The sequence below is a fragment of the Streptomyces diversicolor genome, assembly GCF_057537855.1.
This window is the reverse complement of sequence record NZ_BAAJXA010000060.1, coordinates 1-15592: the sequence shown is the minus strand read 5'-3', so window position 1 is coordinate 15592 and position 15592 is coordinate 1. Positions and strand designations below refer to the sequence as shown.

Genomic DNA, 15592 nt, shown 5'->3' with positions numbered 1-15592 from the left:
CCGCCGTCCTACCGCTCGGGCGGTGCCTGCGGCGGCTGGGCCTGCTGCGGATACGGCTGCTGCGCCTGCTGCGCCTGCTGCGGATAGGGCGGCGGGGCCGCGGGCTGCGCATAGGGCGCGCCCTGGTGCGGGTACGGCTGCTGCGCCGGGACCTGCTGGTACGGCTGGCCCGGCAGCGGCTGCCCGGGCAGCGGCTGGCCCGGCAGCGGCGGCGCGGCCACCGGCGGCGGGTTGCCGTCGCTGGTCCACAGCCCCTGCGCCTGCTGGTGCCGGGTGAAGTCCTCGGCGACCATGGCGGCCAGGTTGAAGTACGCCTCGCGCACCTTCGGGCGCATCATGTCGAGGTCGACCTCGGCACCGGCCGCCAGGTGCTCGTCGAAGGGCACCACGACCACACCGCGGCACCGGGTCTCGAAGTGCGCCACGATGTCCTCGACCTTGATCATCTTCCCGGTCTCGCGCACCCCGGAGATCACGGTGATGGACCGCGCGACCAGGTCGGCGTACCCGTGCGCGGACAGCCAGTCCAGCGTGGTGCTGGCGCTGCTCGCGCCGTCCACGGACGGCGTCGAGATGATGATGAGCTGGTCGGCGAGGTCGAGTACCCCGCGCATCGCGCTGTACAGCAGACCGGTGCCCGAGTCGGTGAGGATGACCGGGTACTGCCGGCCGAGCACGTCGATCGCGCGCCGGTAGTCCTCGTCGTTGAAGGTCGTGGACACGGCCGGGTCGACGTCGTTGGCGATGATCTCCAGGCCGGACGGCGCCTGCGAGGTGAAGCGCCGGATGTCCATGTACGAGTTGAGGTACGGGATCGCCTGGACGAGGTCGCGGATGGTCGCCCCGGTCTCGCGGCGCACCCGGCGGCCGAGCGTGCCGGCGTCCGGGTTGGCGTCGATGGCGAGGATCTTGTCCTGCCGCTCGCTGGCGAGCGTGGCGCCCAGCGCGGTCGTCGTGGTGGTCTTGCCCACGCCGCCCTTGAGGCTGATCACCGCGATCCGGTAGCAGGACAGCACCGGGGTGCGGATCAGCTGCAACTTCCGCTGCCGCTCGGCCTCTTCCTTCTTCCCGCCGATCCTGAAACGGGAGGACTGGGCGGCTGTCCGGCCGCTCTTCGCCTTCTGCCTCTTGTTGTTGAGCAGCCGGTCGGAGGACAGCTCGACGGCCGCGGTGTAACCGAGCGGCGCGGCACCGGGGTTGGTCGGCTGCCGCTGGTCGTGCTGGAGCGGCTGCGGCCAGGCGGCGCCCGCCCGCGGGTCGACGGGCTGCTGCCGGGCCTGCGGGGGCACGGCCTGCTGAGCCTGGGCGTGAGGCTGCGGCTGCGGCTGCCCCGACGGTGCGGGCTGCTGGGGGAAGCCGTAACCCCCGGGCTGGACCGGCGGGTTGGGAGTGACCGGCGGCTGCGGGAAGCCGTAACCGGCGGGCTGTCCGACGGGCGGCTGGTCGGCCGCCGGCCGCGCGGTCCCCGGCTGCGCGGCGGGCGTGGGCGCGTTGGGCGTGGGCGCGTTGGGCGCGTTGGGCGCGTTGGGTGCCGGGGCGCCGGGCGGCTGCGGGGCGGGGGCTCCGGGTTGCGGGAAGCCGTAGCCCGCGGGCGTGCCGGGAGCCGGGGCGGGGGCAGCGCCCGGCTGGGGGTCGGCCGGGTTCGGGAAGCCGTAGCCACCCTGGGGAGCGGGCGGTGCGGGCTGGTTCCAGGCGGCGGGCGCGGGCGGGGGAGCCTGCGGCTGGACGGCCGGCGGCTGCGGCGCCCCGCCCGCCGGACCCTCGGCACCGGCTGCCCGCGGGTCGGTCAGACCGGGCTCGGCCTGACCCTGCTGGGCCGCCTGACCGGGGGCGGGCTGCTGCGACCCCGGCTGCACGGGCCACTGCGCGGCGGGCGCGGGCGCGGCGGGTTGGTACGAGGGCGGCAACGGCGGCACCGCACCCTGCGGCCCCGGCACGGGCGGCCAGACGGGCGGAGGGCCCTGCGGCACGGGGGGTGCGGTGGGCATGGCGTCCCGCGGCGCGGGCGGTGCGGTGGGTACGGCGTCCTGGGGCGCCAGCGGCGCGGCAGGCGGCGCGACGGGTGCCGGAGGCACGGCGTCCTGCGGTGTGGGCGGCACGGCGGGCGGCGTGGTGGGTACGGCGTCCTGCGGTGCCGGGGGCGCGATCGGAAAGGCGTCCTGGGGCGCGGGCGGAGTCGCGGGTACCGCGTCCTGCGGTGCCGCGTACGGTGCCGCGTCCTCGGCCGCCGCGATCTCCGGTGCCGCGTCGGCGTCCACGGCCCCATCGTCGTCGAGGGCCTGCCCGCCATCCGTGGACCCGGCGCCGACGGCGTCGGCATCCGCGTACACATCCGTATCGACCTGGGCTTCCGCGGCCACGCCCGCGTCCGCACCGGCACCCGTGTCCGTCGCCGGGGCGCGCGCAAGGAGCGAGTCCTCCGCCGCGGTCCCGGTCTCGGCCTCGCCCTCCGTGGCCGCCGTGCCGACGGCCGAGGCAGGCTCGGACTCCGCCTCCACCGAGCCGTCGCGCTCCTCACCCGTGCCGTCGGGCTCCTCACCCGAGCCGTCGCGGTCGCCGCCCGAGTCCTCGGCGTCGGCGTCCGGCTCCCCGGCCGTACTTTCGGCAGCCTCCCCCTCGACGGCCTGCGTCTCCGACGCCGCCGGCTCTTCCTCACCGTCACTCGATGCGGGCGCAATGGCCTCGTCCGCCGCGGAGTTCACGCCGTCGCCCGCACTCGCACGCCCCGCGCCCCCGGCGAGTTCCGCGAGTTCACGCTTCAACGCCACCGAGGAGAACCGCATCGTGGCGCCGCTCTCCAGGTCGCCGTTGTCCGGCTGCTCTTCGTCCGCGTCGGCTTCTTCGTCCGCGTCGGCCGCGGCAGGGGCCGGGGGAGCCGTGGGCGAGGACGCCGCCCACGGCTGGGCTCCGGCGACCGGAATGTCCGGAACGGCCGTCGGCGACGCGGGATCGGTCTGCGGCTGCGGCTGCGGCTGCGGCTGCTGCGGCTCGAACCCGCTGCCCACCGGCAGCTTCGGCACCGCGACGGGACTCCCGGTGGGCGGCGGGGGCGGAGTGAACGGCGCACCCGGCCCGGCCGCGGGCGCGGGGGGAGTGAACGGCGCGCCGGGCGCCGGAGCCGGCGGCGTGAAGGGCGCCCCGGGCGCGGGCGCCGGGGGCGTGAACGGGGCCCCGGGCGCCGGAGAAGCGGGGCCCGACGCCCCGCCGGCCTGTGCGTGCGGCGGAGGAGTCAGACCCGGAATCGGCGCACCGGGCGGGAACGGCGAGCCCTGCCTCGGGAACGAGGAAGACGGGGAAGATGAGGAAGACGGGGAAGACGAGGAAGGGGACGCACCGGGCCCGGACGCCCCGCCCGCCTGCTGCGATGAACCACCGGATGCCTCCGACGGACCGGGCGACCCGGAGGATCCCGACGAGCCCGATGGCCCAGATGACTCCGAGGGCTCGGAAGACCCGGAAGATCCGGAAGATCCGGACGCCCCCGTAGCGCCCGTAACGCCCGCCGCGTTCTGCGTGTACCAGGCGGGCGGCGCGTAGTCGATGGTGAATTCGCCGGTCGTCTCGATGGCCGACTCCGCGTCGGGCTGGTCATCGCCGGGTGTGGCCCAGCCCCCGCGGATCCCGTCCCGATCGCTGCTCACAGTTCCTCCCGCTTGGTCGAGCACCCTCGTGCCGTGCCGGGGCGACCATCTCGTGTCGTTCTCAGTCGTCCGTTGTCGTTCGAGGTAGTCCGATCCACCGGCTCTCCCCCTGGGGCGCCGACGTCCCGTCCATGGGTACCGGCGTCACGCCCGCTCCCAGCCTAGTCACCGAGCCCCCCGCCCCGGCAGGCCCGTCCGCCCCCGGGCATGCGCCCACTCCGTCACACCCTGCCCTGAAGTGCCGTACACAGTCCGCGTATTGGTGAACATTCCGCAAGACAAGTATGAACAAGGGGGGTGGAATGGGGCAGGGGTCGATCAGTGTCGGTCCCGAACCGGCGTGCCTCGCACAAGAATTGACCGGCATGGCGGGGGCCGGTAACGCAGTGCCGACCTCACGGGGCAATACAACTAGGCCACGCGCGCGTGGGGGAAGGCGAACGGGCACCTTCCCCCACGCGCGCGTACCGCTCAACCGGGCCGGCAATTCCCTCGCACGCGCGTGTGCCGCTCGACCCGGCGGCCACGTTCCCCTACGCGCGCGTGCCGCTCACTCCGGCCGCGCCCCGCTCACTCCGCGGCGGGCGCCCCGTCCTGCGGCGCGGGTTCCAGATCGAACTCGCCGTCCCGCGCTCCGAGCACGAACGCCCGCCACTCCGCCTCCGTGTACCGCAGCACGGTGTCCGGATCGAGGGACGACCGCATGGCCACCGCCCCGCCGGGCAGGTACGCGATCTCGACCCGCTCCTCGTGCTGCTCCGTGCCCGGCGCGCTGTGCCACTCGACGTCCGAGATGTCGAGCGCGTACAGCTCGTCGCGCTCCCGCTCCTTGCGCGCCTTGATCTCCTCCGCCGTCTCCGCCATGCCGCAGCGACCCCTTCCCGCACGTATACCGTTGATCCGGGCGCTCACCCTAGTGGCCGCCGCGGTCGCCGCGGAGTGCTTCGGCGGCCGGGGCAAAGGCACACGCGTCCGCCTGGTACCCTGAGTGACGGCCGTATGTGCGCGCACCCCCGGAACCCCTCACGGGCCCTGACGGACGCGCGCGACGGATCCCCGCCTCCGAGTTGTGGAAGCTCCCCCGAGACGAAGACCGGGGGCACTCGGCGGCCACTCACAGATCAAGAGGAGTACGCGTGTCGCTCGACGCCGCCACGAAGAAGCAGATCATCTCCGAGTTCGGTACCAAGGAGGGCGACACCGGCTCCCCCGAGGTCCAGGTCGCTCTGCTGTCCCGTCGGATCTCCGACCTGACGGAGCACCTGAAGACCCACAAGCACGACCACCACTCCCGTCGCGGTCTGCTGATCCTCGTCGGTCAGCGCCGCCGCCTGCTGCAGTACCTGGCGAAGAAGGACATCCAGCGCTTCCGCGCCCTGGTCGACCGCCTTGGCATCCGCCGCGGTGCGGCGGGCGCCAAGTAAGACGCCGCGAAGGGAGCGGTTCCCGGAACGATCGGGGGCCGCTCCCTTTGCTGTACGTACGGAAACGTGCGGAGTGTCACTCACGCTTTGTAGTGTGGTAGCACAACGCAATACATACGACACAGCACGACAATGAACGAGGAGGAGCGCACCTCGCCGCCGCCGGTCCTCGGTAGTGGCCCCCGGGGGAGCCCCGGGTGCTTCGATCGAAGACCGGCCCGCACCAGACGGAGCGCTTCTCCGCGACCGTCCCCCTGCCACACGGGCAGCCGCGGGACGAAGACGACAAGTAACGGAGAAAACGCTAGTGGAGAACGAGACCCACTACGCCGAGGCCGTCATCGACAACGGCGCCTTCGGCACCCGTACCATCCGCTTCGAGACGGGCCGCCTGGCCAAGCAGGCCGCCGGTTCCGCCGTGGCGTACCTGGACGACGACACCATGGTGCTGTCGGCCACCACCGCCTCCAAGACCCCCAAGGACCAGCTCGACTTCTTCCCGCTGACGGTGGACGTCGAGGAGCGGATGTACGCGGCCGGGAAGATCCCCGGCAGCTTCTTCCGCCGTGAGGGCCGCCCCTCCGAGGACGCGATCCTCACCTGCCGGCTCATCGACCGGCCGCTGCGCCCCTCGTTCAAGAAGGGCCTGCGCAACGAGATCCAGATCGTCGCCACGGTCATGGCCCTCAACCCCGACCACCTGTACGACGTCGTCGCGATCAACGCCGCGTCCGCGTCGACCCAGCTGGCCGGCCTGCCCTTCTCCGGCCCGATCGGCGGCGTGCGCGTCGCGCTGATCCGCGGCCAGTGGGTGGCGTTCCCGACCCACACCGAGCTGGCGGACGCCGTCTTCGACATGGTCGTCGCCGGTCGCGTCCTGGAGGACGGCGACGTCGCGATCATGATGGTCGAGGCCGAGGCCACCGAGGAGACCATCAAGCTGGTCGCCGGTGGCTCCGAGGCGCCGACCGAGGAGGTCGTCGCCGCCGGCCTGGAGGCCGCGAAGCCGTTCATCAAGGTCCTGTGCAAGGCCCAGGCCGACCTCGCCGCCAAGGCCGCCAAGCCGGTCGGCGAGTTCCCCATCTTCCTGGACTACCAGGACGACGTCCTGGAGGCCCTGACCGGCGCCGTCCGGCCCGAGCTGGCCCAGGCGCTCACCATCGCCGGCAAGCAGGAGCGCGAGGCGGAGCTGGACCGCGTCAAGCAGCTCGCCGCCGAGAAGCTGCTGCCGGAGTTCGAGGGCCGCGAGAAGGAGATCTCCGCCGCGTACCGCTCGCTGACCAAGAGTCTGGTCCGGGAGCGCGTCATCAAGGAGAAGAAGCGCATCGACGGCCGTGGCGTCACGGACATCCGGACGCTCGCCGCCGAGGTCGAGGCCATCCCGCGGGTGCACGGCTCCGCGCTGTTCGAGCGTGGCGAGACCCAGATCCTGGGCGTCACCACCCTCAACATGCTCCGCATGGAGCAGCAGCTGGACACCCTCTCCCCGGTGACCCGCAAGCGCTACATGCACAACTACAACTTCCCGCCGTACTCCACCGGCGAGACCGGCCGCGTCGGCTCCCCGAAGCGCCGCGAGATCGGCCATGGCGCCCTCGCCGAGCGCGCCCTGGTCCCGGTCCTGCCGACCCGCGAGGAGTTCCCCTACGCGATCCGCCAGGTCTCCGAGGCCCTGGGCTCCAACGGCTCGACCTCCATGGGCTCCGTCTGCGCCTCCACCATGTCGCTGCTGAACGCCGGTGTGCCGCTGAAGGCCCCGGTCGCCGGCATCGCCATGGGCCTGATCTCCCAGGAGATCGACGGCGAGACGCACTACGTCACCCTCACCGACATCCTCGGTGCGGAGGACGCCTTCGGCGACATGGACTTCAAGGTCGCCGGCACGAAGGACTTCGTGACCGCCCTCCAGCTCGACACCAAGCTGGACGGCATCCCGGCCTCCGTCCTGGCCGCGGCCCTCAAGCAGGCCCGCGACGCCCGCCTGCACATCCTCGACGTGATGATGGAGGCCATCGACCGGCCCGACGAGATGTCCCCGCACGCCCCGCGGATCATCACCGTCAAGATCCCGGTCGACAAGATCGGCGAGGTCATCGGCCCCAAGGGCAAGATGATCAACCAGATCCAGGAGGACACGGGCGCCGAGATCACCATCGAGGACGACGGCACGATCTACATCGGTGCCGCCGACGGCCCGTCCGCCGAGGCCGCCCGCACCACGATCAACGGCATCGCCAACCCGACGATGCCCGAGGTCGGCGAGCGCTACCTCGGTACGGTCGTGAAGACGACCACCTTCGGTGCGTTCGTCTCCCTGCTGCCCGGCAAGGACGGTCTGCTGCACATCTCGCAGATCCGCAAGCTGGCCGGCGGCAAGCGCGTGGAGAACGTCGACGACGTGCTCGGCGTGGGCCAGAAGGTCCAGGTCGAGATCGCCGAGATCGACTCCCGCGGCAAGCTCTCCCTCATCCCGGTGATCGAGGGCGAGGACAGTGCCCCCGACGGCGGTGCCGCCGCGGGCTCGGACAAGAAGGACGACGCCGACAAGTGACGTCGCGTAACGCCATGGCGACGGCCCGCACCTCCACGGAGGCGCGGGCCGTCGCCCGTACCCAAACCCTCATCCAGGGCACCAACGGCATCGGCACGGTCCGCAAGACCACCCTCCCGGGCGGCCTGCGCATCGTCACCGAGACCCTGCCCTCGGTGCGCTCCGGCACCTTCGGCATCTGGGCGCACGTCGGCTCCCGCGACGAGACGCCGGCGCTCAACGGCGCCACGCACTACCTGGAGCACCTGCTCTTCAAGGGCACCGGCCGCAGATCCGCGCTGGACATCTCCGCCGCGATCGACGCGGTCGGCGGCGAGATGAACGCGTTCACGGCGAAGGAGTACACGTGCTACTACGCGCGCGTGCTCGACACCGATCTGCCGCTCGCCATCGACGTCGTCTGCGACATGCTGACGGGCTCGCTGATCCTCGAAGAGGACGTCAACGTCGAGCGCGGCGCCATCCTCGAAGAGATCGCCATGACCGAGGACGACCCCGGCGACTGCGTGCACGACCTGTTCGCGCACACCATGTTCGGCGACAGCGCCCTCGGCCGGCCCGTCCTCGGCACGGTCGACACGGTCAACGCCCTCTCCGCGGACCGCATCCGCCGCTTCTACAAGAAGCACTACGACCCGACGCACCTGGTCGTGGCGGCCGCGGGCAACATCGACCACAACAAGGTCGTACGCCAGGTCAGGGCCGCCTTCGAGAAGGCCGGCGCGCTCGGCAGCCCGGACGCGGTGCCCGTCGCGCCGCGCGACGGCCGCCGCACGATCCGCACCGCCGGCCGCGTCGAACTGCTCGGCCGCAAGACCGAGCAGGCGCACGTGGTGCTCGGCCTGCCGGGCCTGGCCCGCACCGACGACCGCCGCTGGGCCCTGGGCGTGCTGAACACGGCGCTGGGCGGCGGGATGTCCTCCCGGCTGTTCCAGGAGGTCCGCGAGAAGCGCGGCCTGGCCTACAGCGTGTACTCGTACACCTCCGGGTTCGCCGACTGCGGCCTGTTCGGCGTGTACGCGGGCTGCCGCCCGAGCCAGGTGCACGACGTGCTGAAGATCTGCCGCGACGAACTGGACCACGTCGCCGAGCACGGGCTGTCCGACGACGAGATCGCCCGCGCCATGGGGCAGCTCCAGGGCTCGACGGTGCTCGGCCTTGAGGACACCGGCGCGCTGATGAACCGTATCGGCAAGAGTGAGCTGTGCTGGGGCGAGCAGATGTCCGTCGATGACATGCTGACCCGGATCGCACAGGTCACCCCGGACGAGGTCCGCGCGGTCGCCCGTGACGTCCTCGGCCGGCGGCCCTCCCTGTCGGTCATCGGCCCGCTCAAGGACAAACAGGCCGCGCGGCTGCACGAAGCCGTCGCCTAGCGCACCCGGCCACCCCACCTCGGGTCCCATCACCTCCGGTTAGGAAGCAAGAACATGAGCAAGCTGCGCGTGGCGGTCCTCGGTGCCAGGGGCCGGATCGGTTCCGAGGCGGTACGGGCCGTCGAGGCCGCCGAGGACATGGAACTGGTGGCCGCCCTCGGCCGGGGCGACAGGCTGGAGACGCTGGCGGAGACCGGCGCCCAGGTCGCGGTCGAACTGACCACCCCCGCCTCGGTGATGGGCAACCTCGACTTCTGCGTGCGGCACGGCATCCACGCCGTCGTCGGCACCACCGGCTGGACCGAGGAGCGCCTTGCGCAGCTGCGCGGCTGGCTCGCCCAGTCCCCGGAGACGGGCGTGCTCATCGCCCCGAACTTCTCCATCGGCGCCGTCCTGACCATGAAGTTCGCGCAGATCGCCGCGCCCTACTTCGAGTCGGTCGAGGTCATCGAACTGCACCACCCGAACAAGGTGGACGCCCCGTCCGGGACCGCCACGCGCACGGCCCAGCTCATCGCCGAGGCGCGCCGCCTGGCCGGCTCGGCACCGGCGCCGGACGCGACCGTCAGCGCCCTGGACGGCGCCCGTGGCGCGAGCGTGGACGGCGTCCCCGTCCACGCCGTACGGCTGCGCGGGCTGCTCGCCCACCAGGAGGTGCTGCTCGGCGGCGAGGGCGAGACCCTCACCATCCGCCATGACTCCCTGCACCACAGCAGCTTCATGCCGGGCATCCTGCTCGGCGCGCGCCGCGTGGTGTCGGCTCCCGGCCTGACGTTCGGCCTGGAACACTTCCTGGACCTGGGCTGATCCGAGGACCCCTGCTCCCATGCGCGCGAAGATCTCCTACGCCGTCACGGCCGCCCTGCTGGTCTTCTACTTCGTCCTGGTCGGCAGCCGCGGCGTCATGCTCATCCAGTCCGGCACCCTGCTCACGGTCACCTTCGGGATCGCGGTGCTGATCCTGCCGGTGATCGGGGTGTGGTTCCTGTGGAAGAACACCCAGTTCGTCCGCCGGGCCAACCAGCTCGCCGCCGAACTCGACGCCGAGGGCGGACTGCCCGTCGACGAGTTGAAGCGCACCGCCGCGGGCCGCATCGACCGGGACTCGGCCGACGAGGTCTTCGCCCGGCGCAAGGCGGAGACGGAGGCGGCCCCCGACGACTGGCGCAGCTGGTTCCGCCTCGCCGTCGCCTACCACGACGCCCGCGACACCCCGCGTGCCCGCAAGGCGATGCAGCGGGCCATCGCCCTGCACCAGTCGTCGGCACGCTGAGCCCGCACACGCCATCGGTGCGCTGAGGCCCGCGCGCGAAGTCGACGTGCTGAGGCCCGCGCACGAAGTCGACGTGCTGAGGCCCGCGCACGAAGTCGGCGTGCTGAGCCCGCACCCGTCGTCGGCGTGCTGAGGCTCGCGCACGCGTCATCGGTGCGCTGAGGCCCGCACGCCACAGGTCCGCCGACGGGGGCGGCCCGGTCCGGTGCGTCCCGTTTCTCATCCCGCACGTGATGGCGCAAGGCCAGGGCGGGTGCCCACATCAGCGTGCCGTCGAACGCCGTCCGCAACCCCAGCCGCCCCCGCCACCGCTCTGCCGTGCTGTCCTGGCCGAGGCCGCCCTCAACGCATACGGCAAGAGGCGAGGCACTGCGCCGATCGTGCGGGCCGGGCCCCGCCCCATGTGCCGCTCAGCCCCGCCGGTACTCCGCCGCCCATGCCTCGATGGTGTCCGCCGCCCGGTCGAAGGCCGAGATCCGACCCAGGAAGTCGAGGTTGTGCGTGGTCAGCAGCGGCGCGGACTCCTCGGCCGCACGGTCCTGGCGTACGAGGACCAGCGCCTGCCCCTGCACCGTGCGCGGCAGCCCGAGCCAGCGCACCGGCGTCTGCACCGTACGCACCGCGACGACCCGCTTCCAGGGCACGGTGCGGGTGACGAGGAAGGCCACATGGCGCAGGCCGCGCGCGCTCACCCACACGCCCATGCGCAGCAGCCGCAGTGCCGCGGCGATGACGAGCAGCGCGAGCGCGAACACCACCCCCGCGGAGGCCGGCGCGGCGGTCAGGGCGATGATGACGGCGCCGAACAGCACGAACGAGGCGAGCAGCAGCCACAGCGCGGCCGCTCCCACCCGCCAGGGACCCGGCCGGTAGGGCCGGCGCCAACGGGCGCGGTCGTCGTGCGGCAACGCGATGTCGTCGGCTGCCTCGAAGGCGCGGTCGGCCGTCAGGAAGGGCAGGGGCACGGCTGGTCCTCACTCGTCCATGCATGGGCTGTGCCCGGTGAGGCTATCCGCCGGGGTTCCCGCTCACCACCCGCGGGGGTCCGTAAGGGGGGCGCACGGGCCGTGCCCGGTCAGCGCCCCTGCGCGGCCTGCGACTGCGGGGTCTGTGGGGCGGCGGGAGTGGACAGCGCGGGTATCCCGAGGACGAGGGAGCCCACGAGCCCGGCCACTAGGGTGAGTCCGAGCAGCCAGCGCCCGGCCATCTGACCGGCGGACGCGCGCTGACGCGGCGGGGGAGCGACATTGCTGCGGAACTTGTCGGCCTCGGCGAGGAAGGCGAACGGCACGGGTTCGCGCCGGCGGAACATCGGGCGGACATCTCCCTTCGGGAAGCGGACATCGTGATCGAACGGATGGCTCTCACCCGGACAGACGAGTGAGCGACGGGAAAGGTGCCCGGTTTCGCCAAATTCATTGGGTCCCGGCAGTGAACGCCCCCTTTGGCGGGCCGTAGAGTGGCGTCGCCAAGTGACGAGATGGGAAGGACCCGCCGCATCGTGACCCCCACCCCCGACGACGAGTTCAAGATCGAGCTGCGCAGCGATGTCACCGTCGAACTGGTCAAGCACAGCGCGGCGGACGCCGACGTGCTGTTCGCGGCCCGCGTCTCGACGGCCGGGGAGCAGTCCCTTGACGAGCTGAACAAGGACCCCGAGCGCTCGAAGGGCCTGATCAACTTCCTTATGCGGGACCGGCACGGCAGCCCGTTCGAGCACAACTCGATGACGTTCTTCGTCAGCGCCCCGATCTTCGTGTTCCGCGAGTTCATGCGGCACCGCGTGGGCTGGTCCTACAACGAGGAGTCCGGCCGCTACCGCGAGCTGCAGCCGGTGTTCTACGTGCCGGACACGTCGCGCAAGCTGGTGCAGCAGGGACGGCCGGGCAAGTACGTGTTCGTCGAGGGCTCACCCGGCCAGCACGAGCTGGTGACGCGCGCCATGGAGGAGTCCTACCGCCAGGCGTACCGGACCTACCAGCAGATGCTCGCCGAGGGGATCGCCCGCGAGGTGGCCCGGTCGGTGCTCCCGGTCGGCCTCTACTCCTCGATGTACGCCACCTGCAACGCCCGCTCGCTGATGCACTTCCTCGGCCTGCGCACCCAGCACGAGCTGGCCAAGGTGCCGTCCTTCCCGCAGCGGGAGATCGAGATGGTCGGCGAGCGGATGGAGGCCGCCTGGGCCCAGCTCATGCCGCTCACCCACGCCGCCTTCAACGCCAACGGCCGCGTCGCCCCCTGAGACCGCACGCAGGTACGGATCAGCCTCGCGAAGTGTCCGTATTGCGGCATTTAGAGAAGTTCATCTAGCCTGATCAAACGGACCCGGCACTGCTTGAACCCCCGAGCAGGCAGTGCCGGGCTCCGCATTTGTCCGGACTTTCCCGTCACCCCTAGGGCAGACCGCGCAGTGAGCAGCGAGTAGCGTGTTACCCATGGCTCCGACCTCCACTCCGCAGACCCCCTTCGGGCGGGTCCTCACCGCCATGGTCACGCCCTTCACGGCGGACGGCGCGCTCGACCTCGACGGCGCCCAGCGGCTCGCCACCCACCTGGTGGACGCAGGCAACGACGGCCTGATCGTCAACGGCACCACCGGCGAGTCCCCCACCACCAGCGACGCGGAGAAAACGGATCTCGTACGAGCGGTACTGGCGGCGGTCGGCGACCGCGCCCACGTCGTGGCCGGTGTCGGCACCAACGACACCCACCACAGCATCGAACTGGCCCGCGCCGCGGAGAAGGCCGGCGCACACGGCCTCCTGGTCGTCACCCCGTACTACAACAAGCCCCCGCAGGAGGGCCTGTACCGGCACTTCACCGCCGTCGCCGACGCCGCCGAACTGCCGGTCATGCTGTACGACATCCCCGGCCGCAGCGGCGTACCGATCAACACCGAGACCCTGGTCCGCCTCGCCGAGCACCCGAGGATCGTCGCCAACAAGGACGCCAAGGGCGACCTCGGCCGGGCCGGGTGGGCCATCGCCCGGTCCGGACTCGCCTGGTACTCCGGCGACGACATGCTCAATCTGCCGCTGCTCTCCATCGGCGCGGTCGGCTTCGTCTCGGTCGTCGGCCATGTGGTCACCCCGGACCTGCGCGCCCTGGTCGACGCCTTCACCTCGGGCGACGTCCACAAGGCCACCGAGATCCACCAGAAGCTGCTCCCCGTCTACACCGGCATGTTCCGCACCCAGGGCGTCATGACGGCCAAGGCCGCGCTCGCCCTCCAGGGACTGCCCGCCGGACCGCTGCGCGCACCCATGGTCGAGTGCACGCCCGAGGAGATCGCACAGCTCAAGATCGATCTTGCCGCCGGCGGGGTACAGCTCTAACACCAGACTTGGCACCACCCGGGCTTCACAACTGAACAGGCGGGCCACCGGTGCCCGCATCCGACAACGACAACTGCTTCTGCACGAACGTCACGCGCGCCACGTGCCCACCGGTACGTGGCGCGTGTGGTGAGGAGAGTCTTTTGAGTCATCCGCATCCTGAACTCGGCTCACCCCCGCCGCTCCCCGAAGGCGGCCTGCGGGTCACCCCGCTCGGCGGTCTCGGCGAGATCGGCCGGAACATGACGGTCTTCGAGTACGGCGGCCGCCTGCTGATCGTCGACTGCGGAGTGCTCTTCCCCGAGGAGGAGCAGCCCGGAATCGATCTGATCCTGCCGGACTTCTCGTCCATCAGAGACCGCCTCGACGACGTCGACGGCATCGTCCTCACCCACGGCCACGAGGACCACATCGGCGGAGTGCCGTTCCTTCTCAAGGAGAAGCCGGACATCCCGCTGATCGGCTCCAAGCTCACCCTCGCGCTGATCGAGGCGAAGCTCCAGGAACACCGCATCCGCCCGTACACCCTCGAAGTCGCCGAGGGCAACCGCGAGCGCATCGGCCCCTTCGACTGCGAGTTCATCGCGGTCAACCACTCCATCCCGGACGCCCTCGCGGTCGCGATCCGCACCCCCGCCGGCATGGCGGTCCACACGGGCGACTTCAAGATGGACCAGCTGCCGCTGGACAATCGCCTCACAGATCTACACGCGTTCGCACGGCTGAGCGAGGAGGGCATCGACCTCCTTCTCACCGACTCCACCAACGCCGAGGTCCCCGGCTTCACCCCGCACGAGCGGGACATCTCCAACGTCCTGCGCCAGGTCTTCGCGAGCGCCCGCAAGCGGATCATCGTGGCCAGCTTCGCCAGCCACGTCCACCGCATCCAGCAGATCCTGGACGCGGCACACGAGTACGGTCGCCGGGTCGCCTTCGTCGGCCGCTCGATGGTCCGCAACATGGGCATCGCCCGCGACCTGGGCTATCTGAAGGTCCCGCCGGGCCTGGTGGTGGACGTCAAGACGCTCGACGACCTGCCGGACGACGAGGTGGTCCTGGTCTGCACGGGCTCCCAGGGCGAACCGATGGCCGCCCTGTCCCGGATGGCCAACAGGGACCACCAGATCCGCATCGTCGACGGCGACACGGTCATCCTGGCCTCGTCCCTCATCCCGGGCAACGAGAACGCCGTCTACCGCGTGATCAACGGCCTGACCCGCTGGGGCGCCAACGTCGTCCACAAGGGCAACGCCAAGGTGCATGTCTCCGGCCACGCGTCCGCCGGCGAGCTGCTGTACTTCTACAACATCTGCCGCCCGAAGAACCTGATGCCGGTGCACGGCGAGTGGCGCCACCTGCGGGCCAACGCCGAACTGGGAGCCCTCACCGGCATCCCGCACGACCGGATCGTCATCGCGGAGGACGGCGTCGTCGTCGACCTCGTCGAGGGCAAGGCGAAGATCTCAGGCAAGGTCCAGGCCGGCTATGTGTACGTCGACGGACTCTCGGTCGGCGATGTCGGCGAGCCCGCCCTGAAGGACCGCAAGATCCTCGGCGACGAGGGCATCATCTCGGTCTTCGTGGTGGTGGACTCCTCCACCGGCAAGATCACGGGCGGCCCGCACGTCCAGGCCCGCGGCTCCGGCATCGAGGACTCCGCCTTCGCGGGCGTCATCCCGAAGATCACGGAAGCGCTGGAGCGATCCGCCCAGGACGGCGTCGTGGAACCCCACCAGCTGCAACAGCTCATCCGCCGTGCCCTGGGCAAGTGGGTCTCGGACACCTATCGGCGCAGGCCGATGATCCTCCCGGTCGTCGTGGAGGTCTGACCCGCGGACGTTCCCTCGTCCGTGTGAACCCGGAGCGGGGTGCCCCGATTTGCATCGGGGCACCCCGCTCCAGTACGTTTACGGCTCCGCCTCAGAGGGAAGCCCGGCCGCTTCATGTGCGCTGAGTCCTGCCCCATCGAGGCGGAAAATCCGGCTCAGAATC

12 protein-coding genes and 1 pseudogene are annotated in these 15592 nt (G+C 71.4%); 8 read left to right on the top strand and 5 right to left on the bottom strand.

Going from position 1 to position 15592, the window contains the following annotated elements:
• Nucleotides 1-8: 8 nt before the first annotated feature.
• The 3 genes and pseudogenes from AC27LF_RS41400 to AC27LF_RS41390 form a co-directional block, all read right to left on the bottom strand.
• Nucleotides 9-3020 (bottom strand): MinD/ParA family ATP-binding protein, encoded by a 3012-nt coding sequence (locus tag AC27LF_RS41400; protein WP_479664867.1) that lies wholly within the window; start codon nucleotides 3018-3020, stop codon nucleotides 9-11.
• A gap of 540 nt (nucleotides 3021-3560) precedes the next feature.
• Nucleotides 3561-3641 (bottom strand): annotated as a pseudogene (locus AC27LF_RS41395) (SCO5717 family growth-regulating ATPase); the annotation flags it as partial.
• Between the two features lie 570 nt (nucleotides 3642-4211).
• Nucleotides 4212-4505, bottom strand: a complete 294-nt coding sequence (locus AC27LF_RS41390; protein WP_479661943.1) for a DUF397 domain-containing protein — start codon at nucleotides 4503-4505, stop codon at nucleotides 4212-4214.
• Between the two features lie 272 nt (nucleotides 4506-4777).
• On the opposite strand from AC27LF_RS41390, the gene rpsO reads away from it, so the two are divergent.
• The 5 genes from rpsO (at nucleotide 4778) to AC27LF_RS41365 (ending at nucleotide 10265) form a co-directional block, all read left to right on the top strand.
• Nucleotides 4778-5065: a 30S ribosomal protein S15 gene (gene rpsO / locus AC27LF_RS41385; RefSeq protein WP_004982702.1), complete on the top strand. Its 288-nt coding sequence runs from the start codon at nucleotides 4778-4780 to the stop codon at nucleotides 5063-5065.
• A 307-nt stretch (nucleotides 5066-5372) separates the two neighbouring features.
• A complete protein-coding gene (locus AC27LF_RS41380; RefSeq protein WP_479661942.1) occupies nucleotides 5373-7616 on the top strand; it encodes a polyribonucleotide nucleotidyltransferase in 2244 nt (747 codons plus the stop codon).
• Nucleotides 7613-8992, top strand: a complete 1380-nt coding sequence (locus tag AC27LF_RS41375; RefSeq protein ID WP_479661941.1) for a M16 family metallopeptidase — start codon at nucleotides 7613-7615, stop codon at nucleotides 8990-8992. The genes AC27LF_RS41380 and AC27LF_RS41375 overlap by 4 nt, the downstream gene beginning before the upstream one ends.
• A 54-nt stretch (nucleotides 8993-9046) precedes the next feature.
• Nucleotides 9047-9799, top strand: coding sequence for a 4-hydroxy-tetrahydrodipicolinate reductase (dapB, locus tag AC27LF_RS41370; RefSeq protein WP_479661940.1), 753 nt, complete (start codon nucleotides 9047-9049; stop codon nucleotides 9797-9799).
• A 19-nt stretch (nucleotides 9800-9818) separates the two neighbouring features.
• On the top strand, nucleotides 9819-10265 hold the full coding sequence (locus tag AC27LF_RS41365; protein WP_404039609.1) for a tetratricopeptide repeat protein: 447 nt from the start codon (nucleotides 9819-9821) through the stop codon (nucleotides 10263-10265).
• Between the two features lie 410 nt (nucleotides 10266-10675).
• On the opposite strand, the gene AC27LF_RS41360 is transcribed toward AC27LF_RS41365, so the two are convergent.
• Nucleotides 10676-11230 (bottom strand): hypothetical protein, encoded by a 555-nt coding sequence (locus AC27LF_RS41360; protein WP_479661939.1) that lies wholly within the window; start codon nucleotides 11228-11230, stop codon nucleotides 10676-10678.
• 110 nt (nucleotides 11231-11340) lie between these two features.
• Complete coding sequence (locus tag AC27LF_RS41355) at nucleotides 11341-11577, bottom strand: hypothetical protein (protein ID WP_404039615.1); 237 nt, start codon at nucleotides 11575-11577, stop codon at nucleotides 11341-11343.
• A gap of 189 nt (nucleotides 11578-11766) precedes the next feature.
• Between AC27LF_RS41355 and thyX the strand changes: the two genes are divergently transcribed.
• The 3 genes from thyX (at nucleotide 11767) to AC27LF_RS41340 (ending at nucleotide 15429) form a co-directional block, all read left to right on the top strand.
• The gene (gene thyX / locus AC27LF_RS41350) at nucleotides 11767-12507 is read left to right on the top strand and encodes an FAD-dependent thymidylate synthase (protein ID WP_479661938.1); all 741 of its coding nucleotides are present in this window, start codon (nucleotides 11767-11769) and stop codon (nucleotides 12505-12507) included.
• Between the two features lie 193 nt (nucleotides 12508-12700).
• The gene (gene dapA / locus AC27LF_RS41345; protein WP_479661937.1) at nucleotides 12701-13600 is read left to right on the top strand and encodes a 4-hydroxy-tetrahydrodipicolinate synthase; all 900 of its coding nucleotides are present in this window, start codon (nucleotides 12701-12703) and stop codon (nucleotides 13598-13600) included.
• Nucleotides 13601-13743: 143 nt separating this feature from the next.
• Nucleotides 13744-15429 carry a ribonuclease J gene (locus AC27LF_RS41340; protein ID WP_479661936.1) on the top strand — a complete coding sequence of 562 codons (1686 nt, stop codon included), beginning with the start codon at nucleotides 13744-13746 and terminating at the stop codon, nucleotides 15427-15429.
• Nucleotides 15430-15592: the final 163 nt, after the last annotated feature.

Bases quoted from the DNA above. Each gene is read 5' to 3' on its own strand.
- AC27LF_RS41365 (WP_404039609.1), top strand. From the start codon at position 9,819: ATGCGCGCGAAGATCTCCTACGCCGTCACGGCCGCCCTGCTGGTCTTC.
- AC27LF_RS41355 (WP_404039615.1), bottom strand. From the start codon at position 11,577: ATGTTCCGCCGGCGCGAACCCGTGCCGTTCGCCTTCCTCGCCGAGGCC.
- dapA (WP_479661937.1), top strand. From the start codon at position 12,701: ATGGCTCCGACCTCCACTCCGCAGACCCCCTTCGGGCGGGTCCTCACC.
- dapB (WP_479661940.1), top strand. From the start codon at position 9,047: ATGAGCAAGCTGCGCGTGGCGGTCCTCGGTGCCAGGGGCCGGATCGGT.
- AC27LF_RS41390 (WP_479661943.1), bottom strand. From the start codon at position 4,505: ATGGCGGAGACGGCGGAGGAGATCAAGGCGCGCAAGGAGCGGGAGCGC.